Below are 20,924 nucleotides of genomic sequence, written 5' to 3' on the forward strand. Positions count from 1 at the left end.
GACTATCATTTTATGAAGGCAAAACTACCTCAACATATGGCGTAAGGAATTGTACATAGCGGCTGTTCTTGAGCACTTCTTTGGCCGGGACCCCAAAAGTCCGCCTGAATATCCGCGTAAAATGCGCCTGATCCGTAAACCCGCTCTGCACCGAGGCCGCCGACATCGGCAAACCCTTCTGCAGCACCTGATAGATAACATTCTTCATCCGCTTCCATAACACATACTGCGAAAAAGCTACCCCCACCTCCTGCACGAACAAATGCCGGAGCCGCTCACTGGACAAAAACACCTTCCCCGCCACTTCCTCCAGCTCAAGCGACTGGTCCAGTCGGTCATCAATATACGCCAGCGCCTCCGCAACGCGCTCATCCATAACCCGCTTCCCCCCATTCCGCCCATCCATAGCCCCCTCTCCCCCAGACCCCCGCAACACCCTCTCCAGCACGGCAGATGAAAACCGAACCATATCCTCATCCTCCACCCCCGGAATAAAATCGATCGGCACGAACGCCCTCCCGTCCAATAGCTGCTTCAGCTGCCACCCCTGATAACTCTCCGCATCGATAAAATACACCAGTGCCGGACTATCCTCTGCCCGGCAGGAATGATGGATATACTGGTTCACAATAAACCCGCACAACCCCCGACGGAGCACACCATCTATCACACTGTCGACAGGATTCTTCAGACTCACAACGATCTGAAAACACTGATGATAGTGGACATCCACCGCGGCATGACGCGCAAGAAATGAGATCATCCCCTAAAGATAGTGCCTTGGGGCACACGATGGACCCTTCACCTTCCCTTTCCCCTTCACCTTCACCTTCACCTTCCACTTCCCCTTCACCTTCACCTTCCACTTCCCCTTTCCTCCCTGGTTCACGCCTGCAAACAACCACATCCTGTTTTATTCACCAGAAATAAATCGTAAATTTATGACTCGAACTGACGAAATCTTCGAAAAAACGAACACGATGGGGTATTTTGAACAACTAGCCGATATTAAATACCAGGAGGGCGTCCAGATAGGTAAGGAAGAAGGTATCCAGGAAGGTAAGATAGAAGGCATTCAGGAAGGTCGGGAGCAAGTCGCAAGATCCCTGGTTTCCAACACCGATTTCGCGGCCAAAAAAATTGCCGGGCTAGCTGGCGTTCCCCTCTCCTTTGTGCGCAAACTCAAAGCCGGGTCTGGTAAAAAATAATTAATGTCCACCTACACCATCCAACCGATCGGCTTCGTCCAATCCCCCATAAAACAACGCGAACAAGCCGCCAAACAAGGCTACGAAGGAGCTCCCGACACCTGGATCACCATCAACCCCAACTTCGCCCCAGCACTCGACGGCACCCAAAAAGGCGACGAGATCATCCTCATCACCTGGTTCCACCTTTCCAGTCGCGACACCCTCGCCGTTCACCCCCGCGGCGATAAGAACAACCCCATCACCGGCGTCTTCGCCACCCGCAGCCCCGACCGCCCCAACCCCCTCGGCCTCCATCGCGTCACCGTCCTCGAGATCAACGGCACTTCCCTCAAAGTCGGCCCCCTCGAAGCCATCGACGGCACCCCCATCATCGACATCAAACCCGTCCTCCAAAACTCCGAAGAAGCCTGATCCCCATCCTGCCTCGTCCCCGCTTTACATTTTATAATCAGCCAAATCTCCCTCCATAACCTCACATTTGGCCAACGATGCTCCGATAATCCTGATCGTCTGCGGTTCGGCAGCTTCCTGGATGATCAACAAGCTCATACATAACAAGGGAGGACTATATAACAGGGTAACCCACCGAATAAAGCTCGAACCCTTCACCTTGCATGAATGCGAGGAGTATTTCAAAAACCGTTCGGCCTCTTTCACAGATAGGTATCAATTGATTCAGCTTTACATGGTAATGGGCGGCATACCGTTCTACCTTAAACAGGTGGATACGTCGATGAGTGCTGCCCAAAATATCAACAAACTATGTTTTCAATCTGGGGGAATACTCTCTAATGAATTTGAAGCCCTATACAAATCACTATTTGACAAATCAGAACACCATATAGCCATCATAGAAGCGCTCAGCAAAAAGGCTAAAGGGTTAACACGGGATGAGTTGATCGCCGCGGTAAAAACATCGACTGGAGGCACCATTACAAAAATACTGACTGAACTCGAAGAAAGTAATTTCATCAGAAAATACAACTCCTACGGCAAAAAAGAGAAAACAGCCTATATCAGCTTATAGATTTCTATTCGCTGTTTTATTTGAAGTTCATTAAACCGAAAGAAATACTGGATGAAAATCACTGGCTTGCCGGACTAAGATCACCAAAGCAACATGCCTGGGCCGGGTATGCATTCGAACAAGTATGCCTTGCCCATTTGCAACAGATAAAAAAGGGATTGGGAATAGACGGCATTCAATCGACGGCTTCATCCTGGGTCGGGACCGGGGTGCAGGGAGGCTCACAAATCGATCTGGTGCTCGACCGAAGTGACAGGATCATCAACTTGTTTGAGATGAAATTCTCTGTTGATACATTCACCATTGACAAAAAATACGCAGACGTGCTCAAACAAAAAATCATTGTTTTCCGAGACCAAACCAAAACCCGAAAGGCAACCTTCCTTACTATGTTCACCACCTTTGGCCTAACCAAAAATACATACGCCCTCTCTTTAGTCCAGAACCACCTGACCATGGACATTCTATTTGAACCATAAGATCATTTCCCCAACAACAACCCAAAATCATCCGGATCATTAATAATCACATTATGCTCCCGCAAGCTATGCACAAACAACACCCTATTCTTTTTAACCACATCTCCATCTACCGTCCCTTCCTCCACCAACCCATAATCTACCCCATCCTTCCTTAACCTTTCCATCATCGTATCACTCACCTTGTCCGGACCATAACCGGTATTCGTAAACCAATGCACAAAATGATGCTTCCCATCCTCCGCCCATCGGGTAAACCCATCCAACCTCCCGTACAAGGCATCGAATAAAAACACCTCACTCACCTCCCTGCCCCCATGCTCCAGAATATCGTCGATCACCGAATAAGCCCCACTATGCCCCGCCAGCACAATACGCCCCGCCACAGCATCTGAACCCACCACACCGGCACTCCTTAATTCCTTCATCACATCTCCAACCAGCAACCCAAACATCCCCTCCTGCCTCATTTTACCCCATAACTATCCGCCGCATTCTTAGCCGCCTCCGCCAGCACCAGCACCCCATTCCGCCCCGAGGCGGCAAACTGCCTCGCAAGCCCATAGAACTGCAATGCCGTATCGATGCTATTATGCCACCCATGATACCAGAACACCAGTTCCACAGCCTTCCCCGGCCGAAACCCGGCCGGCACCACCGCCAGCAACGAGCTATCGTCATAATGGCCCTCCCGCGGAAGATTCTTCCCGTCGCCATCCACATGCCCCCGATCCCTGGCCGTATCCGGAAAACAATTATGCGCCGACGTGAACCGAAGGACCCTGTACGCCCCCTGCGCCGCCACGCCCAAAGCAAAGACAACAAAACAACACGTAAACAAAAATTTCATATCCTTGAAAGGTACAAAATCTTCCAAAACCACCGTGAGCCGCAGATAACCAAAAACTTTTCACTATTTCCTCCACCCCATCACCTCCCCGACGGCCGCCCTCACAAACGGCCCCTTCGGCAACGAACCCATGATCTTCAGATCCTGCCACAGCGTACTCGCATTATCCAGGAACGCAAACACATCCGCAAGCCCGGCACCCGAAAACAACGCGGAAAACACCTCCTCCCCGTCAGCTTCCCCGTCGCCAGCACATTCAGCAGTATCCGGTCGTACCACCTGAACCTCCCGCTCACCACCGGCCGCGCAGGAATCCCATCCTGCACCAACGACGCCACGATCGACGCCGAGTCCTCCTGGATGAATTGCCAGGTATAACCGCTCGACGGCTTCGTCAAACCCGCCGCGGCGCCAATATGAAAAACGGCGCCCTCCTCCTTCGGACGCGAAGCTGTCGTCATCGGTATCACCCCGTTCTCAGATTCGAGAATAACAAAGTCCCGAATTTTCAATACGCCGCTTATATACCCTACGAGCAGCCGGTCATACTCCGCCTCCGGCAGCTCTTCCTTCGAAAAATACGTACACTCCACCAGCGCCCTGTCCGCGCCTACCGGCAGGACATAAAAAAACACGCCCCCGCATCCTGCGACGTCCTGAAATCCATGATCGTCGCCTCTCCCGCATCAAACACTGTCTCGAGACTCCGGATCATCCACCCCTTAAAATGCTGCAAAAGCCGCCAGTCACGGGGACTCGCCGGAGCCCCTCCAAAAGGAATACTGTTGAAGATCCGACCCGCCGTTATCGTCCGGCCATCCACCACGGCAAATGCATCACCGCCGTCAGCGCCAACACGCTCCACCCGGCCCGACCTCACGGTGACATTGTCGAATCCAAGTATCCTGTCAAAACAAAAATTGTAAAAATCGATCCCACGGATCATCTTATACACGAACGGCGCCGTCTCCATCCTCCGCGACCGCTCACGCCCATGGAACCACAACGTCGACCACCGCTGAAAAACGATCTGCTCGAAAAAACCTTCCCCCTTCTCCCAAAAACACCAGGTCCTGTCATTGGCCGACTTATCATCGCGCTCGATCAGCAATATCTTCTTTTGCTGAAACGAAGGCACAGCCAGCAGACGAACCAGCAGACTGAGCCCCGCGCAGCCCGCCCCGGTAATGCAATAGTCGTACTCAGGCATGCTCACGGTTTTTCTTTATCTTCTTCCGATATTTTCGGGCGACGAACAACAGGCCAAACGCCTCGCCATCCTCCTTTCCCAAATGCTTGTGATGCATTTTATGCGCAAGACGTATCGCCCGTACATATCCGTTATCCGACCTGGAGAACCAGTTGAACCTCCGATGAATGACGACATCATGCACAAGAAAATACGCCATTCCATAGGCCATGATGCCAAACCCCGCCGCCTGCAGCGCAAAATGCCTCCCAAGCGTCCCCCAAAGGATCGCCAGAAAACTCGGAACGGCAAAGACTAGAAAGAACAGATCGTTCTTTTCGAAAAAACCCTTTCCAGGCCGGTGATGATCTTCATGAAGCACCCACAAAAAACCATGCATCACAAATTTATGCGTGCACCATGTGACACCCTCCATCGCCACGAACACGAGTACCAGAACAACGGTATATCCAAAAGCATTCATATCACAACAACTTATTTCTGTATCGGAAACCGGCTGCAACAAGGATCAGCCACTTCCTGTAATTGGGAATTCTTATTCTCACCTCCGGTATTTTGGCAGGTTCGATCGTCTGTATCTTTTTAAAGAGAGAAACATAATACTTGTAGGCAACATAGACCCCAAGCCGGGCCTTATGGGGAAGCCGCACTATCCCCTCCTCCGCATGCCGGAAATCAGCCAGTATATCGGCTTCGATAGCCCGCTTTTCGATCTCCGACAGGCGCCCTCCGCCGGTTCCCGGAAAATAGCTTCGCTCCAGTCTGCGATAGTCGGCTCCCAGGTCGCGAAGAAAATTCACCTTCTGAAAGGCAGCCCCCAGACTCCGGGCGTATGGCTCCAGCTGCGCATAAACACCCTCATCCCCTCGCAAAATACCCGCAGACACATCAGTCCGACAGCTTCGGCACTGCCCGATATGTATTTGAAATACGCGGCGGAGTCATAATTTTTTTCGTAAAGATCCATTTCCATACTGTCGAAAAAAGCCTCGATCAGATCGACACCTATCCGGTAATGCCTCACCGTCAGCTGAAAGCCGTGAAGAACTGGATTGAGACTGATCCCATCCGAGATCGCCGCGTAGGTATCCCTCCTGAACGCGCAAAGCATTTCCTTCTTATCATGTTCATGAAAAGTATCCACGATCTCGTCCGCCACCCGAACCAGACCATAAATGGTATACACCGCCTCCCTCAGGTCCCGGTGCAAAAGACGTACGGAACTAGCGAAAGAAGTACTGTAACATTCCGTAACGATACGTCCGCAGCGCCGGCTCATACTGTCGAACAAATTCATCATCCCATAATTTATCGGCTTTCCTCCTTTACCCGCGAACTTGTTCAACTTTGTCCGCCGCCCCGCCAAAATAACTTTAACAGTCGATCACATTTACAGCCAACTCCGGTATCTTCCATGGCAATGACTAAGCGCAAAAAGATAGCCGTCATCGGCGCCGGTTTCTCCGGCCTTAGCGCGGCAGCCTATCTCGCCAATGCCGGTTTCGAAGTGGACGTTTTTGAGCAACACGCCGCGCCGGGAGGCAGGGCAAGACAGTTCTCCGAAGCGGGATACATATTTGATACGGGACCTTCATGGTACTGGATGCCCGACGTATTCGACCGGTTCTTCGAAGACCTGGGCTCGGTCACATCCGAATGGTATCAGCTAAGACTGCTCGACCCCGCATTTGAGATCGTATTCGGACCCCGGCAAAACCTCATCATCCCCGACGACTTCAACGCGCTCCGCGCGCTGTTTGAGAACACCGAACCCGGTGCGGGCCGGCGACTCGCCAGGTTCATGGAACAGGCGCAGTTCAAGTACGAACGCGCTATGGCCGATATCATCTATTCACCGGGCATCAGTTTCACCGAATTGCTTCGCCCGCCAGTAATGAGGGCCGCAGCAGGTTTTCAACTCTTCTCCACCATCCGGCGCCAGGTGAGGAAAAACTTCTCACATCCCCACCTAACCGCACTCATGGAATTCCCCGTCCTCTTCCTCGGCGCATCTGCGGCAAATACTCCAGCACTATATACACTGATGAATTATGCCGGTCTCAGACTGGGCACCTGGTATCCGCAGGGCGGATTCGGCGCCGTAGCCGGAGGCATCGCCCGGCTGGCAGAACAAAAAGGGGCGCGGATCCACTATACCAGCGAAGTAAACTCCATCCTGATCACCAACGGCCGCGTCTCCGGGGTCCAAACACATAACGGGGCCTTCCCCTGCGACGGCCTGGTCGCCGCAGGCGACTACCGGCATACAGAACAGACGCTGCTGCCCGAACCATACCGCAACTACAAAACAACCTGGTGGGACAAAAAGACCTTCGCTCCCTCCTGCCTCGTCTTCTACCTCGGCCTGCGTAAACAATTTCCACTCCTCCACCATACCCTTTTCTTTAACGGGGACCTCGAAGAACACGTCTCCGAAATTTACAAATCCCCAGTGTGGCCCGCCAACCCCAATTTCTATGTATGCCGCACCAGCGCCTCAGACCCCACCGCGGCCCCGCCGGGTCACGACAACCTCTTCCTGCTCATGCCCATCGCCCCAGGCCTTCCAGACACCCCCGGGACCCGCGAAAAATACTTTCTGATAATGGCCGACCGGATACAATCCAAACTCGGCGAAGACATCCGTCCCCATATCGACTACCAACGAAGCTATTGCATCAGCGACTTCACAAAAGACTACGGGGCTTTTAAAGGCAATGCCTATGGCCTCGCAAATACGCTTCGCCAGACCGCCTTTCTCAAACCAAAGATCCACAACAGAAAATTACCCAATCTTGTATATGCTGGCCAGCTGACGGTTCCAGGACCCGGAGTTCCCCCGCCCTCATCTCCGGAAAGATCGCCGCCACAGCGCTGGCGAAATATTTCAACGTTCGGATTCCGTAAGCACCGTGGTTAGCTCCTCGACCGTCCCCAACCACTGCGTCCTCCGCCAGCCATAACCACCCGCCTTCCCCAAACCACCCGGTTTCTCCGCCCCACCACTATTCTCCCCACCACCCAGCCTCACCGACCTACCCGCAACATAGATTTTTTCCCCGGAAACCCCAGATCCATATCCTTCAGGAACCCAACCAGAGGCCTCGGCAACTCCGCATTCACCGTAAACAACAACAGACGATCAGGCTGGATCTGCTTAATGGCGGCCGGCAGCGAAGAAAAAGGAACATTACACCCAAGATACACGGCCTGATGCCCGGATATCCGAACCAGACAGTACGCCAGTAAAAGTCCCATCTCATGAAACTCGTTCTCCGGCAGGAACAACAGCCAGCGTTCGGCCCCCGGCTCCGCAACGGCAACCCTGTCCACCGCCCCAAACAATTTCTGCCTCAGCAGGTTGCTCACAAAATGCTCCTGCGCCGGTGAAGCCTTCTCACACCGCCATAATAGTCCGATCCGCTCCAGCATCGGCAACAGGATATAGGCATAAGTATTTTTTAGCCGGTAGCGAGCCAAACAATGCGAAAAGACCTGCTCGAAACGAGCCTGATCATACGTCAGCCCCGCCGCGATCAGCTGGGAAATAAAATAGTCTACCGTAGCGCTATGACGACTCTCCGCCACAGATTCCAGCAGCTGATGAAGCCTCTCATCCGTTAGCCGGCCCACCTCCGATGGCAGATAGCCCGCATTGACAAGTGTGGCCAGATTCAGCAAGCGCTTCATCTGCCCGCTGTCATAATATCGGGTGTTTCCCTGCGAACGCGCCGGCGTCAACGCCTTGTACCTCGCCTCCCAGGCCCTGATCGTATGAGGCTTCAAACCCGAGAACCGACCCAGCTCCGAAATAGAGAACAAACTCATTTTGTTTAATTATTACCCAAAAATACTTAAACAAAACAAATGCCGGAAAATCGTTTCAGCCCGGTAAATCCTTCACCCCCGAAGCCCGCTTCACCCCCGGCAAATCCCCTTCACCCTCAACCGGGAAAATCATCTCCCATCCCGGAAAAACCACCCTGACGGAGTCCCCCACTGCTTTCCCGTGGCAGACATATTGCATACCTATTACGGAAGACAAGTAATTGCTAACGATAAAACCATATAAACATGCAATCAAATCAACCACCCAAAAACAACCCCGGCCAGAGCAGCCAGACGGATGACAAACAGAATCAAAAAATGAACAAATCCGGATCCGGCAACGATCAGAACTCCGATATGGCAAATGACCGATCCGGCAAAACCAGCCAGCACGAAGGCATGGATGTCGACGAAAGAACCGATGCCAGCCAGCGCGGCGGCGACTTCAATACCAACCAACGCGATGCCACTGGCCAAAATCAGGCCACCGGTCAAAATCAGGCCACGAGCCAAAACCAACCCACCAATCAAAACCAGCAGGACCAGTCAAAGTCCCGCGACACAAAATCCTCACCCACCAACCAACAGCAACAGTCCGACAACGACCAGGACATCGCCTCGGACAGAAATATGAGATCCGGCCGTACCGACGACACATCCAAAAAATCCCAATCAGACAGCAACCGCGACTCCAGCGGCAACCGTCCGTCCGAGAACAAAAAATAAACCATCCAAATAAGTCCTATGTTTTACCACACCGGGCAGCTGGCCAGCCGGTCAGCTACCCTTTTTTATTCCCACCTACTTCACCGCAACAACAGTACCCCTCTCTACCCTCACCTGCTGCCCGGCAAATTGATACTCGCAAACCCACACAAACACCCCCGCCGCCGTCTCCCCCGACCCAAGCCTTCCATCCCAACCCTGCCCCTGAGCAACCGTCTCGAACACCTTCACCCCCCAACGGTCATATACGGAAAACTTCATCCTTTCCACCCTTCCCGCCAGCTTCGGCCGCAAAATATCATTGTGCCCATCCCCGTTCGGCGTGAACGCAGACGGCATAAAAAATCCTTCCGGGCACTTCTTCAGATCCACCTGTATCGAATCCCGGCCGGTACAACTATTCTTGTCCGTTACCTGCAGCCAGTACAATCCCGGCTTGTCGACAACTATCGAAGACGCCGTGGCCCCGGTACTCCATTTATAACTGGTGAAGACCCCATTCGCGGGCAACGGCAGGACATCATACGAACAAATGGTAGTATCGTCCGCCAGCAGCCGCGACGGCAAAGGCGGCGCATCCACCACCGTCACATCCCGATGCAGCGAAGTCCCGCAGCCCGTGACCACATCCACCCCAAATACACCCGGCTTGCCGACCGAAGCAACAGAGTCCGCCGACCCGTCCTGCCACAAATACGCGGAATAGCCGCTATGCGCATTCAGCACGACGGTACCGCCAGGACACAACGGCGCATTGCCGTCCACAACAAGGCTCTCCTTCGCCACCGTCAGCGGCAAGGAGCCCTCCGCCGTCCAGCAGCCATCATCCGTCACGGTCAGCTTCACCGTCATATCCGCCGAAGGAGAAAGGACGATGCCCGCTCCCGTCTCCCCATCCGACCAATTATACTGATAAGGCGGCTTGCCTCCACTGGCGACGGCGCTCAGCCGCGCAGACGCTCCGGGACAGATACCAGCCGTATTAGTCCCCGTCAGATCGACCGTCATCTTGCCATAGACGGTAATATCGCCCCCGTTATCAGGACTCGTCCTCACAGGAGAAGAAGAGACTATCCGTATCCGGTACTGCGTGCCTCCCGAAGTCCCGGGAGGAATGATCACCCCCATCACACCCCCGGCGCCGCTCTTCATCGTCCCGATATTCACCGGCGAACCGAATGACCCCGAACCATCACTCAGCTCCGCCGTAAAAACATTATCCGCTGCATAGCTTCCGCTGGACGTGTAACTGATTTGCAATCCCCCGCCGGCGCAAGCGGCCGTCGCAGACACCTGCGTGATCGTGATAGCCGTCGGCAGCGCATATTTCCAGAGATCGTCGTCGCCTCCCACACTGTTCGTTTCCAGATAACCACTGCCGCCAAACACCCACAGCTGGCCGCTGGCATCAGTCCATCCCGCCGACCAGATCCGTCCCCCGGGTTTATTCGTAGGCGCGGATACTCCCTTGGTACCGTATTTGGCAAGCCCCACCGGCGCAAGATCACCCGACATCCAGGTCCACTGACCGGCTGCCGGATCATATTTCCAGAGATCGTTAAGGTCATCGAGCGAGCTGACCACAGGATTATTACCCATCCCATAGCCGCCAAACAGCCAGAGATTACCCCCCGCATCCGTCATGCCTATGGACCCATACCTGCAGCTGGGCACATTGCCCGGGGCAGCCACGCCCTTCGTACCACCGACGGAAAGCCCGAACTGACCGCTCTGCCCGCTCATCCAGGTCCACTGGTCGAGAACAGGATCATACTTCCACAGATCATTCCATAAATTGATACCGGGACCCGCGCCGAACAACCACAAATTATTGGCCGGGTCCACCCACGTCGCACAGTCGATCCTCGCACCCGGAGAATTGGACGGAGAAGGTATCCTCATCGTCCCCCATGACGCCTCGAAATCGGGGAACACCAATGTCGGTTTATGAATACCCCTCACCCAGGTCCACTGATTATTCGAAGGGTTATACTTCCACAGATCGTCGACGACACCCGACACACTGGACGTACCGCCATATAACCAGAACATACCATTGTGGTCCGTCCAGCCCATAGCCCTGAAAAGACCGGGCGGGAAATTCGAGGATGAAGGCGTTCCCCTGGTGCCATATACCGCCGGCTGGTTGGGCGTACTGCTGCCGCCAACCCAGGTCCACTGACTCGTGGAAGGATCGAACTTCCACAGATCGCTCATATACGAAGTGTAAGTACCACCATCGTGCATCCCGCCGAACAGCCAGAGATTGCCGTCCTTGTCGGTCCATCCGACACTGCGCGACCTCGCTCCGGGTTTATTGCCCGCAGACGCAACACCCATTGTCCCATATACACCCGGCTGATTAAAGGTAAGATCGCCGCTCACCCATGTCCACTGATTGGTAGAAGGACTATATTCCCACAGATCGTTGAGGTCCCCTCCGCCCACAAAAGGCGTGAACCATCCCCCCGATCCTCCGAAGACCCAGAAATTTCCGGCCTTGTCCATCCAGCTCGCCGCAGGCTCCCGGAGACCGGGCACATTGGACGGATCTGCCACGCCCCTGCCGACGGCTACATTGCCCTGAACATGACCGTTGGTTCCGGACACCCAGGTCCATTCATAATTTTGTCCAAAGGAAAACTCGCACCAGGATAGTACGAAATACAGCAGGATAGGTCGTTTCACGGGCTTAGAGAGTTGTGGGTTGGCGCCAAGATAATACAATTGGCCAGCTTTTCCTATGCCTATTTCGACCCCACGACATCCCACAGGTCCGCAGGCGGAAGATAAAATTCCCGCCTCCGCCCCTCATACAGACGGCGGTAGACCTCATTCTTCTTATGAAGAAAGGTCGAGACGACCCCGCTGACCTGCGTCTTTATCCAGTAGTTGAAAACAAATTTCTCCTGGTCCCGCTCGAAGTAGATCAGCGAACCCTTACGGTTATGCCCAGGCAGTATCAGATTGGCCGCAAACGTTTCAAGAGACGGCACAAGCCCCGTCCGGGTACTGTCCTTTTTATTGAGCACCTTCACCTGCAGATCGCGATAACGGAGATTCATCAGCCCGTAAGCCGCATACCGGTTGCCGCGCCAGACCGCCCAGGCCGTATCGACATGCCCCCCGTTATCATCACGGCGCCCGCAGGCGCGGACATATCGGAAAGACGCGTCAGATCCAGCGGGGAAAAACTCACCCTCGCCTCAAAGCCGGAGTTCGGGTCCGCATACGACTCACGATAATGGAATCGCCGGACATGCCCGTCAAAAAGGACGGCAGACGCATCCACCGCGAGCGTGTCCCCCTTTCCGCTCCTGCTGACCAGCGGGCCGACAACCGCATTCAACTGCCCCAGAATCACCCGCCCCCACCGGCCCGTAACGGCCGATCGCTCGTGATAGCTGACTTTACTATCGTCAATGAATAACTGGTGAATCCGGACATCCGCCGGGATGCTAGCCAGCAGCCTGGTCGGCATCGGCTTTTGGATGCCATGATGGAACGGCATATTCTTGTCCCTCGACGCATCCAGGGACGCACCCTCCACCCGCACCCGCCGGATCTCGACCGAAGGCTTCTTCGCCTCGCCCTTTAGCATCACGCCATGAAGCACCAGCGCGGCAGCCGACCCGGCGAGATAATCGCCCTGCCAGGCCGATCGGCGAAATACACTGTCACGACTCAGCAATGGCCGAACATCCAGCCGGCTCATCCGCAGTTCGCGCTCCGCCGGGTCCCACGCAACATCCCCCACATCCACGCTCCACTGCGGCATTTTACACCGTACACGGGCCTTTCCCAGACTAGTAAAATCCAGCCAGTCCCTCCAGTCTTTATGGATACTATCCGTATGCAGACGCCCCGCGGCGCCGTCAACTTCAATTTCCCTTGTCACTCCCTTTAACCGCGCCCAGGCCTCCTTCCAACTACATTCCAGCGAATACAGCCGCATACTTTTCCCTGGAATAACCCCCGCACTCACCTCAACCACCGCACCGGCAGCCAGCGAATCCCGCTCATACGTCACCGTCGCCTGGGGAACACGCAGAACCGCCCTGTCCGGGACCGCAGCCGCAAGGAAGGACACGTCGATATCCGCCTGCGGCGCCGACACATCCACCCGCCCCTTACCAGCCATCAACTGCGCCTCCACACCATAAACCCTGACACCCGTCCTGCTGTCCAGCCACATCTTCGCCGCCGAAACACGGGCATTGTCCTTCCGCCAGTGCAAACTATCTATGCTCGCGCTCGCCTGCTCCCAACAGAACAGATTATCCATAGTTCGCATACCCGTCACAGCGAGCCCCGCAACCCTAAACCGAACCTCCTGCTTTTCATCCCCTCGCGAAAAGAATAGACTGTCGACCGCAAGAGCCCCGATCTCCAGTTGCGGGATTCCCACCCCCGGCGTCCCTACACCGCCAGCCGCACCAACTCTTTGCCTCAAATCAACCCCTCCGATATGCAGCGTATCAACTCTAATTACCCCGCTCCGCTGAAATCCATCCCAGTCAAGACTCCCCCATTCCACTCGCCGCAGCGCCACGCTCGATCCATTCCCCAGAACAACCCGCACCTCCTTGTCTTCACTATGCCTCCGCATACCCCAAAATTTATACCGCCTGATCTCCAATTCCTGCCCGCCGGCAGTCGCATGCAGTCTCCCGAGTTCAGCGGCCGGGATCGCCCGCTTGATATCCAGCAGATCATCGCTGCCAAGCACGGCGTTCAACAAAATATGCGCACTAAACCCGCTCGCAATGGCGTCAACAGGGACAGCCCCGCTACGGCAATACCGGATCTCCCCATCGGAAATATCCAGCGCTCCCGCGTCGACGATCTCCCTCAGGTCATGCATAGTACGATAGACCAGGGCCATCCCCGGCCCGGCCTGTTTATTCATCCCGTCCAATTTTTTCATGACAACCCTCGGAGAACTCAGCACAGCGCCGTCAGCATGAAGTCGCCCTTCCAGCAGCCGGTCGATCGCAATATTCCGCAACCTCAGCTCGGGCGCCGTAAACACCGTACTACTCTCACCATTTTCCTTCACCGGTCCAAAGGATACTCCATGAAAGACGGCATCACCGCCCTCCAGCCCAAGCCCCGCGACCGCCAGCGCATAACGCCCATCCTTAGTCCTGAACACCAGCTGGTCGAGACTGAAACGGACACTATCTGTATTAATGGGAAATTTCCGCGACCCGTCGATCGACAATCCGTAGATGCGGCAGTTCGCCCTCCGCGTAGAAAGACTGGAAGCAGCAACACCCTTATTACCCCCCAACCTCACCTGTCCGTCGATAACGGCGACGTACTTAACGAAGACAGACACAGACGAAGCCGCCGTATCCCCGGCCCCACCCCGCCCCGCCCCAACACCAACCGCCACAGGCGCCCCCACTCCCATCGGCTCCTCCAGCACCGGATTCACACAAACTATCGTATCGAGAACAAATCGCTTGCTCGACAATGCCTCAATCAGATCAGCCGACTTGAAATAACAGCGATCCGCAATGAAGCGATAGGGCCTACCCCCCACCGCCACCTGCCTGAATGACACCGAGTCCGCTTCACATCTGCGGCTGCGGCTATCAAAGCTCAACCTCCCCAGCGTCAACCGCTGCCCCCTATCCGCCGCCTCCCAGTTCAATCCGGACAACGCCAGCGAAAACAAATGCGTGGACACAAAGCCCACCGCCCTGCCCCCACCCCGCACAAAATCTTTCATCGCAACACGGATCCCCCCGCCACCAGCCGGCGCGAGCCGCCGTCAGCCAACCGAAGACTGTCAACCCGCAGCGAGAACGAATGCACATTCATCCGGCCGAGAGCCGTTTCCAGGGCATTCCTCGCATCCTCCACCTGCCAGGCCCGCCGGGCGCTACCGGTATCGGGCCTCCCCGAACGTATCCACACCGAAGAAGCCCGTATGGCAAGACTATCGACCAGCAACTTCTTATCCCTCACAAGCGCCATCCACGAAGCCAGCGACAAAAAGACCTCCGGAATACGGACATCGTACGCCGTGCTCCACAGCGCCGTATCGGTCGTATAAAGACGAACCTCCCGGAGATGAAGACTCCCCCGGGTAAAAGAAACACCGGCCTCCCCCACCTCCAGCGCCAACTGCCCCTTCGACTCTTCCGCAACCAGGAGGCGCAGACTTTGCCGCAGCCGGTAATGCACCGTCCACCACGCCAACCCTGCAACCAATAATAAAAGGATAAACACAACGGCGAGAAGCCGTCGGATACGCTTGCGGATATAGGCGAATTGACGCATGGTGTGGTCACCAAAGCTATCGGATTCCCACGACCCTGCCAACCCCTACTTAGGCCTCTTCCCCTCGCGGTACTCCGTAGGCGTTATCGAAAACTTCGACTTGAATACCGTCGAAAAATACGCCTCGCGACGAAAACCCCACCAGCGAAGCCACCTCCGAAATACTATACTGTAAGTCGGCCAGCAGGAACTTCGCCTTTTGCAGCCGCACCGTCGAAATATAGTCATTCACATTATACCCTATCAGCGCCTTCACCTTCCGGTACAGCTGGACCCTCGAGATCCCGATCTCCCGGCAAATATCCTCCACCGAAAAATCTTCATTCGGAATATTGTTCTCCACGATCGCGATAAATTCATTGATGAACTTCCTCGTCACCTTCGTCGCCGCACCCGGCCTCACCTCTACCGGCAGCTCGCTGGTATAGTGCTCCCGCAAAACCGACCGGTTGTTCAGCAGACCCTTGATCGTCTCCTCCAGATACTCCAGATTGAAGGGCTTCACGATAAACGCATCCGCCTTCAGTTTGATACCCTTGATCTGATCCTCTATCGACCCCTTCGCCGTCAGCAATACGATCGGAATATGAGAGGTCCGCAGGTCCTGCTTCAGCAGCTCCGTTACATGCAGCCCATCCTCACCGGGAAGGATGATATCGGAAATGATGAGATCCGGCACCAGATCATAAGCCTTGGCAATCCCCGTCGCCGCATCTTCGGCCTCGTGCAGCTCATAATTATTCCCCAGCCGCCTCTTCAGAAACACACGCAGGTCGTCATTGTCCTCGATCACCAGTAACGAATGCTCCTTTTGCCGGGAAGGCTGGGCCGGCTCATCGCCAAAATAAACAGGCTGGATATCGGAAGTATAGATACTGATATCCTCCGTACTGGGCTGCGACACGGGCTTCTCCGTCGCGGTCTCCGTTTCGCCCAGCTGTTCCCTGCGCAGCGGCAGGCTCACCGTGAACGTCGACCCCTTCCATTTCGAACTCTGTATCTGGATCGTCCCGTGATGCAGAAGGATCATTTCCTTCGTCAGCGACAGCCCCAGACCCGTGCCCTTGAACGCCCGCTTGTTCCCCTGATAGAACAGGTCGAAAGCATGGTCGACCTCCTCCGGCGTCATCCCTACCCCGGAATCCTGCACCGCGATCAGCACTTTCTCCCGCGCCGCATCCATCGCCAGCGAAATACTGATACTGCCGTTTTCGTTGGTGAACTTAAATGCGTTGGACAGCAGGTTGAACAACACCTTGTCCAGAATATTCACGTCAAACCACACCCTGAGATCACGCACCTCGCTGACCGTGGTGAAACTTATCGATTTTCGCCTCGCGATCTCATGAAAGGACGACGCGATCTCCGCCACAAAATCGGTGATATTGTTCTCCGACACCACCAACTTCATCTTATTCTCTTCGATCTTCCGGAAATCCATCAGCTGGTTGATCAGCCGCATCAGCCGGAAAGCATTCTTTTGCACCAGCTGCAGATTATGCTTCACCGTAAAATGCAGCTTCGGCGACGCCAGCACATCCTCCAGCGGACCCAGTATCAGGGTCAGCGGGGTCCTCAACTCATGGGAGATATTCGTAAAGAAATTGAACTTCGCTTCCGTCGCCTCCTTCGCCTTCGCCGTCATCTCGATCAACTGGTTCCGCTGTAATAATATTTCCTCATTCTGCCCCGCCAGCCGCCGGTTGATCCGCCGGTTGTTTCGCAACGCATAAAAGGCGATACCTCCCAGTATCCCGACCAGCACCAGCGCCGTGATCGCGAAATACAAAAGATTGCGCTGGTTCTTATAGATCCGCTGCTGCTCCTTTAATAAAGCGTACTGCTTCTCGATATCACTGGCCTGTTCGTTGATCCGGTCGTTCTGCTGTTTCATGACCCGCACATTCGTCGAGTCGATGACAACCGTCGGCATGATCGTCTCCTTATGATACGGTTGCTTTTCGAGTATCGCGAAGGCGGTCTTGATCGCCTCCTCGCCGCCTGTCGGCGTAAGAAATGTCGCCTGCAGCACCCGGTTCGCCACCGCCTGGATCCCGCCCCCGGCCCGGAAAGCCCATCGATTCCAAAGAACCGCGCCGACCGCTCCATCCCAACACTCTTATAGACTTCATATGCCCCCAGCGCCATCGGATCGTTCTGAGCAAATACCACATCACCCGGCGCTAACTGATCCCTGATCGCCGGAACGCCGCCGTGGCCTTGTCCTCCAGCCAGCTGCCATACACCCGCGCCTTGATACGCATCATCGGCCACCTACGGATCCCGTCTTCAAAGCCCCGCTGCCTGTCCCCCGCGGACGTCGACCCCTGCAGCCCGATAGCCTCGACGATATTCGCGCTGTCATGGACAATATGCGCCACATAGTCGGCAGCCATCTTGCCTAACTCATAATTATTAATGCCGATAAAACTGGTGTATAGATCCGATTCCGTTTTGCGATCGATTACAACGACCGGTATCCCCCGGTTATAAGCCTCCTCAACCACCGAGGTCAGCGGTTTGGCCTCATTCGGCGAGACCAGTAAGATATCGATGTTCTGATTGAGCAGCTCTTTTATCTGCCTTACCTGCAACTCACTGTTGTCGTTGGCGCTGCGATAGATCAGTTCCGTTCCCGGATGAAGAGACAACTCCCGCGCCATCGCCTCCCGGGTCGCCCGCTTCCAGTTCTCCGTACCCGTACACTGCGCAAACCCTATCCGGTAATGCTTCTCTACATTCCCACCCGAACAGGCCCCTAACAAAACAACAAATAGAACACCCACAGCAATACGCAGGCGGAGATCAGCAGAACTTCTGGCAGCAGGCACAGCAATCATATGCTTAAAGTTGACCATTATGGGCAAAACACAGTTTCAAACCCGTATCAATCTTTTTCGAAATTGGAAACCCGACGGGATAATAGCCATTTCACCCTAATAAATTTACGACAATAAATATTTAATTACCAATCCAATATGGCTTTTTCCGATACCGTAAACGATTCTGCAAAAAGTTGAAATGATTTTGGTAAGCATCCCACCCGCAACCAGCTATTTTGCCCGCAGAAACGAATTGCTATATGAGAAGTACAACGGTATTTACCTGGAGCCTCGTGATCGCACTAGGCGGCTTTTTATTCGGTTTTGACACAGCCGTCATCTCCGGCGCCGAACAATCCATTCAGTCTTATTGGGGTCTTTCCGCTTTACAACACGGCCTGACCGTGTCCATCGCACTCATCGGCACCGTCATCGGCGCCCTCACCGGCGCAATCCCCTCCGATCGTTTCGGCAGAAAGCGTACGTTGTACATAATAGCCATCCTATATCTATTGTCATCCCTCGGTACATCCCTATCCGTCAACTGGTACGCCTTTCTCATTTTCCGATTCCTCGGCGGCATCGGAGTCGGCGCATCCTCCGTAACGGCGCCCATCTATATCTCCGAGATCGCTCCCGCCGGCCGTCGCGGCAAACTCGTCGGCCTCTTCCAGTTCAACGTCGTATTCGGTATTGTCGTGTCCTATCTCTCCAACTACCTCATCGGCCAGTCCACCGACCACAACTGGCGCCTGATGCTCGGTATCCAGGCGATCCCCTCCGCCATTTTCTTCGTATTGCTGCGCTGGATCCCCGAAAGCCCCCGCTGGCTCATCCTCCATAACAATAACACCGAAGCAGCAAGGACCATCCTCCTGCAGATCGACCCCGTCAACGGCAACGAAACCCTGAAAGACATACAGGCCGCCGTCGAAACAGATCGCCACAAACCCGCCTCCGAAGCGCTCTTCACCCGCCGCTATCGTACGCCCGTGACGCTTGCCATCCTCTTCGCCGTCTTCAACCAGGTCTCCGGCATCAACGCCATTATATATTATAGCCCACGCATCTTCGAAATGACCGGCCTCGGGAAAAGCTCCGCCCTGCTCTCCACCGCGGGCATCGGCATCGTCAACTTTGCCTTCACCCTCCTGGCCATGAACATCATCGATCGCATCGGCCGCCGCACCCTAATGCTCATCGGCAGCTTCGGACTGATCGCCACCCTCGGCATGGTGGCATGGTCCTTCTACCTCTCATCATTCAACGGCTGGATGGTACCCGTTTTTCTATTCATTTATATCGCATTCTTCGCCTTCTCACAGGGCGCGGTCATCTGGGTCTTCATCTCCGAGATCTTTCCCAACCCCGTCAGGGCAAAAGGACAGACACTCGGCAGCGCCACACACTGGGTGATGGCCGCCATCATCGCCTTTTCCTTTCCGTACCTCGCCGAACGGGCCGGCGGCGGCAACACATTCCTGTTCTTCTGCGTGATGATGTGCGTCCAGCTGGTTTTCGTATGGCGGATGATGCCCGAAACAAAAGGTAAGTCACTCGAACAAATTGAATACTCATTAACATGAACTACCCCGTCGTCTGCTTCGGAGAGATCCTCTGGGACATCCTCCCCACTACCGTCGTCCCCGGCGGCGCACCCATGAACGTGGCCTACCACCTGAGAAAGCTGGGCATCAACCCCGCGCTGATCACCCGCGTCGGCCCCGACAACTACGGCAAACGCCTGATACAGCTGATGGAAAAACAGGGCATCACCACCGACTATTTTCAGATGGACTTCGAACTCGACACCGGCAAAGTGACCATGGCCCAGGGCGAAGGCGAAGACATCCACTACGACATCGTCAAACCCGTCGCATGGGATAATATCGAATGGGACGAGCAGTTCGTCCCGCTCGTCAGCCAGTGCAGCTACCTCGTTTTCGGCAGCCTCAGCACCCGCAGCGAAGCCAGCCGCGAAGTCATCTATGCCCTCCGGGACCTCGCAAAATACCGGGTACTGGACATCAACCTCCGTCCCCCACACTACAACCGCCAGATCCTCGAACACCTGCTCGATGGTACCGAACTGCTCAAGCTCAACATCGGCGAACTCGAACTCCTGACGGGCTGGTTCTCCGGCCACCGCTCCGAACGCGACCGCATCAACACCCTCCAGGACAGATTCCACATCCCCACCATCGTCGTCACCAAAGGCAGCAGGGGCTCCGTAATATCCGTTGACGGCGAATTCTATGAACACCCCGGATTTCGCGTAGACCTTGCCGATACCGTCGGCAGCGGCGACGCCTTCCTCGCAGGACTACTCTTCCAGCTATCACGGAAAGCTCCGCCGGAAAAAGCCCTCGAATTCGCCAGCGCGATGGGAGCCCTCATCGCCAGTTACAGCGGCCCCTGCCCGGAATACAAAGTCGAAGAAGTAAACACGCTAATTGCCCAATAAATATAAACTCTAACAA

General features: G+C 55.0%; 22 protein-coding genes and 1 pseudogene. 8 read left to right on the forward strand and 15 right to left on the reverse strand.

Translation table 11 applies throughout. The features are described 5' to 3' along the window. Positions 1-10: 10 nt before the first annotated feature. A complete protein-coding gene (locus tag ACQ86N_RS29350; RefSeq protein WP_431210141.1) occupies positions 11-763 on the reverse strand; it encodes a helix-turn-helix domain-containing protein in 753 nt (250 codons plus the stop codon). Between the two features lie 3 nt (positions 764-766). Further along, entirely contained in the window at positions 767-901 is a 135-nt protein-coding gene (locus ACQ86N_RS29355; RefSeq protein WP_431210142.1) for a hypothetical protein, read from the reverse strand. 40 nt (positions 902-941) lie between these two features. Here ACQ86N_RS29355 and ACQ86N_RS29360 point away from each other — a divergent pair, with 40 nt between their 5' ends. From ACQ86N_RS29360 to ACQ86N_RS29375, 4 genes are all read left to right on the forward strand, one after another. Further along, positions 942-1,208: a hypothetical protein gene (locus ACQ86N_RS29360; RefSeq protein ID WP_431210143.1), complete on the forward strand. Its 267-nt coding sequence runs from the start codon at positions 942-944 to the stop codon at positions 1,206-1,208. Between the two features lie 3 nt (positions 1,209-1,211). After that, the gene (gene tsaA / locus ACQ86N_RS29365; RefSeq protein WP_431210144.1) at positions 1,212-1,622 is read left to right on the forward strand and encodes a tRNA (N6-threonylcarbamoyladenosine(37)-N6)-methyltransferase TrmO; all 411 of its coding nucleotides are present in this window, start codon (positions 1,212-1,214) and stop codon (positions 1,620-1,622) included. A gap of 67 nt (positions 1,623-1,689) precedes the next feature. Further along, positions 1,690-2,238, forward strand: coding sequence for an AAA family ATPase (locus ACQ86N_RS29370; RefSeq protein WP_431210145.1), 549 nt, complete (start codon positions 1,690-1,692; stop codon positions 2,236-2,238). Positions 2,239-2,258: 20 nt separating this feature from the next. Then, positions 2,259-2,717, forward strand: a complete 459-nt coding sequence (locus ACQ86N_RS29375) for a hypothetical protein (RefSeq protein ID WP_431210146.1) — start codon at positions 2,259-2,261, stop codon at positions 2,715-2,717. 2 nt (positions 2,718-2,719) lie between these two features. Here ACQ86N_RS29375 and ACQ86N_RS29380 read toward each other — a convergent pair whose 3' ends face one another. The 6 genes and pseudogenes from ACQ86N_RS29380 to ACQ86N_RS29405 form a co-directional block, all read right to left on the reverse strand. Beyond that, entirely contained in the window at positions 2,720-3,187 is a 468-nt protein-coding gene (locus ACQ86N_RS29380; RefSeq protein WP_431210147.1) for a hypothetical protein, read from the reverse strand. Beyond that, a complete protein-coding gene (locus ACQ86N_RS29385) occupies positions 3,184-3,567 on the reverse strand; it encodes a hypothetical protein (RefSeq protein ID WP_431210148.1) in 384 nt (127 codons plus the stop codon). Before ACQ86N_RS29385 ends, ACQ86N_RS29380 begins: the two co-directional genes overlap by 4 nt. Positions 3,568-3,704: 137 nt before the next feature. Then, a pseudogene (locus ACQ86N_RS29390) lies at positions 3,705-4,777 on the reverse strand (lycopene cyclase family protein). Beyond that, positions 4,770-5,240: a beta-carotene hydroxylase gene (locus ACQ86N_RS29395; RefSeq protein WP_431210149.1), complete on the reverse strand. Its 471-nt coding sequence runs from the start codon at positions 5,238-5,240 to the stop codon at positions 4,770-4,772. Before ACQ86N_RS29395 ends, ACQ86N_RS29390 begins: the two are co-directional and overlap by 8 nt. 1 nt (position 5,241) lies before the next feature. After that, entirely contained in the window at positions 5,242-5,577 is a 336-nt protein-coding gene (locus ACQ86N_RS29400) for a hypothetical protein (protein WP_431210150.1), read from the reverse strand. Further along, complete coding sequence (locus ACQ86N_RS29405; protein WP_431210151.1) at positions 5,574-6,077, reverse strand: phytoene/squalene synthase family protein; 504 nt, start codon at positions 6,075-6,077, stop codon at positions 5,574-5,576. Before ACQ86N_RS29405 ends, ACQ86N_RS29400 begins: the two co-directional genes overlap by 4 nt. Positions 6,078-6,191: 114 nt before the next feature. Here ACQ86N_RS29405 and ACQ86N_RS29410 point away from each other — a divergent pair, with 114 nt between their 5' ends. After that, complete coding sequence (locus ACQ86N_RS29410; RefSeq protein ID WP_431210152.1) at positions 6,192-7,697, forward strand: phytoene desaturase family protein; 1,506 nt, start codon at positions 6,192-6,194, stop codon at positions 7,695-7,697. 107 nt (positions 7,698-7,804) lie between these two features. Here ACQ86N_RS29410 and ACQ86N_RS29415 read toward each other — a convergent pair whose 3' ends face one another. Continuing rightward, the gene (locus tag ACQ86N_RS29415; protein WP_431210153.1) at positions 7,805-8,599 is read right to left on the reverse strand and encodes a MerR family transcriptional regulator; all 795 of its coding nucleotides are present in this window, start codon (positions 8,597-8,599) and stop codon (positions 7,805-7,807) included. Between the two features lie 252 nt (positions 8,600-8,851). Here ACQ86N_RS29415 and ACQ86N_RS29420 point away from each other — a divergent pair, with 252 nt between their 5' ends. Further along, positions 8,852-9,331: a hypothetical protein gene (locus tag ACQ86N_RS29420; protein WP_431210154.1), complete on the forward strand. Its 480-nt coding sequence runs from the start codon at positions 8,852-8,854 to the stop codon at positions 9,329-9,331. A gap of 75 nt (positions 9,332-9,406) precedes the next feature. On the opposite strand, the gene ACQ86N_RS29425 is transcribed toward ACQ86N_RS29420, so the two are convergent. From ACQ86N_RS29425 to ACQ86N_RS29450, 6 genes are all read right to left on the reverse strand, one after another. After that, the gene (locus tag ACQ86N_RS29425; RefSeq protein ID WP_431210155.1) at positions 9,407-12,019 is read right to left on the reverse strand and encodes a kelch repeat-containing protein; all 2,613 of its coding nucleotides are present in this window, start codon (positions 12,017-12,019) and stop codon (positions 9,407-9,409) included. Positions 12,020-12,078: 59 nt separating this feature from the next. Further along, positions 12,079-12,396, reverse strand: a complete 318-nt coding sequence (locus ACQ86N_RS29430) for a hypothetical protein (RefSeq protein ID WP_431210156.1) — start codon at positions 12,394-12,396, stop codon at positions 12,079-12,081. Then, complete coding sequence (locus ACQ86N_RS29435) at positions 12,396-15,068, reverse strand: hypothetical protein (protein WP_431210157.1); 2,673 nt, start codon at positions 15,066-15,068, stop codon at positions 12,396-12,398. Before ACQ86N_RS29435 ends, ACQ86N_RS29430 begins: the two co-directional genes overlap by 1 nt. Continuing rightward, positions 15,065-15,622: a hypothetical protein gene (locus tag ACQ86N_RS29440; protein ID WP_431210158.1), complete on the reverse strand. Its 558-nt coding sequence runs from the start codon at positions 15,620-15,622 to the stop codon at positions 15,065-15,067. Before ACQ86N_RS29440 ends, ACQ86N_RS29435 begins: the two co-directional genes overlap by 4 nt. Before the next feature lie 49 nt (positions 15,623-15,671). Next, positions 15,672-17,666: an ATP-binding protein gene (locus ACQ86N_RS29445; RefSeq protein ID WP_431210159.1), complete on the reverse strand. Its 1,995-nt coding sequence runs from the start codon at positions 17,664-17,666 to the stop codon at positions 15,672-15,674. Between the two features lie 139 nt (positions 17,667-17,805). Beyond that, positions 17,806-18,462 carry a substrate-binding domain-containing protein gene (locus ACQ86N_RS29450; protein ID WP_431210160.1) on the reverse strand — a complete coding sequence of 219 codons (657 nt, stop codon included), beginning with the start codon at positions 18,460-18,462 and terminating at the stop codon, positions 17,806-17,808. A gap of 242 nt (positions 18,463-18,704) precedes the next feature. Between ACQ86N_RS29450 and ACQ86N_RS29455 the strand changes: the two genes are divergently transcribed. Beyond that, entirely contained in the window at positions 18,705-20,030 is a 1,326-nt protein-coding gene (locus ACQ86N_RS29455) for a sugar porter family MFS transporter (protein ID WP_431210161.1), read from the forward strand. After that, on the forward strand, positions 20,027-20,908 hold the full coding sequence (locus ACQ86N_RS29460; protein WP_431210162.1) for a carbohydrate kinase family protein: 882 nt from the start codon (positions 20,027-20,029) through the stop codon (positions 20,906-20,908). The genes ACQ86N_RS29455 and ACQ86N_RS29460 overlap by 4 nt, the downstream gene beginning before the upstream one ends. Positions 20,909-20,924 lie beyond the last annotated feature (16 nt).

The organism is Puia sp. P3 (genome assembly GCF_050632245.1).
GTDB lineage: Bacteria > Bacteroidota > Bacteroidia > Chitinophagales > Chitinophagaceae > Puia.

Bases quoted from the DNA above. Each gene is read 5' to 3' on its own strand.
- ACQ86N_RS29350 (WP_431210141.1), bottom strand. From the start codon at position 763: ATGATCTCATTTCTTGCGCGTCATGCCGCGGTGGATGTCCACTATCAT.
- ACQ86N_RS29360 (WP_431210143.1), top strand. From the start codon at position 942: ATGACTCGAACTGACGAAATCTTCGAAAAAACGAACACGATGGGGTAT.
- tsaA (WP_431210144.1), top strand. From the start codon at position 1,212: ATGTCCACCTACACCATCCAACCGATCGGCTTCGTCCAATCCCCCATA.
- ACQ86N_RS29380 (WP_431210147.1), bottom strand. From the start codon at position 3,187: ATGAGGCAGGAGGGGATGTTTGGGTTGCTGGTTGGAGATGTGATGAAG.
- ACQ86N_RS29385 (WP_431210148.1), bottom strand. From the start codon at position 3,567: ATGAAATTTTTGTTTACGTGTTGTTTTGTTGTCTTTGCTTTGGGCGTG.
- ACQ86N_RS29395 (WP_431210149.1), bottom strand. From the start codon at position 5,240: ATGAATGCTTTTGGATATACCGTTGTTCTGGTACTCGTGTTCGTGGCG.
- ACQ86N_RS29405 (WP_431210151.1), bottom strand. From the start codon at position 6,077: ATGATGAATTTGTTCGACAGTATGAGCCGGCGCTGCGGACGTATCGTT.
- ACQ86N_RS29410 (WP_431210152.1), top strand. From the start codon at position 6,192: ATGGCAATGACTAAGCGCAAAAAGATAGCCGTCATCGGCGCCGGTTTC.
- ACQ86N_RS29420 (WP_431210154.1), top strand. From the start codon at position 8,852: ATGCAATCAAATCAACCACCCAAAAACAACCCCGGCCAGAGCAGCCAG.
- ACQ86N_RS29430 (WP_431210156.1), bottom strand. From the start codon at position 12,396: ATGAATCTCCGTTATCGCGATCTGCAGGTGAAGGTGCTCAATAAAAAG.
- ACQ86N_RS29435 (WP_431210157.1), bottom strand. From the start codon at position 15,068: ATGAAAGATTTTGTGCGGGGTGGGGGCAGGGCGGTGGGCTTTGTGTCC.
- ACQ86N_RS29440 (WP_431210158.1), bottom strand. From the start codon at position 15,622: ATGCGTCAATTCGCCTATATCCGCAAGCGTATCCGACGGCTTCTCGCC.
- ACQ86N_RS29450 (WP_431210160.1), bottom strand. From the start codon at position 18,462: ATGATTGCTGTGCCTGCTGCCAGAAGTTCTGCTGATCTCCGCCTGCGT.
- ACQ86N_RS29455 (WP_431210161.1), top strand. From the start codon at position 18,705: ATGAGAAGTACAACGGTATTTACCTGGAGCCTCGTGATCGCACTAGGC.
- ACQ86N_RS29460 (WP_431210162.1), top strand. From the start codon at position 20,027: ATGAACTACCCCGTCGTCTGCTTCGGAGAGATCCTCTGGGACATCCTC.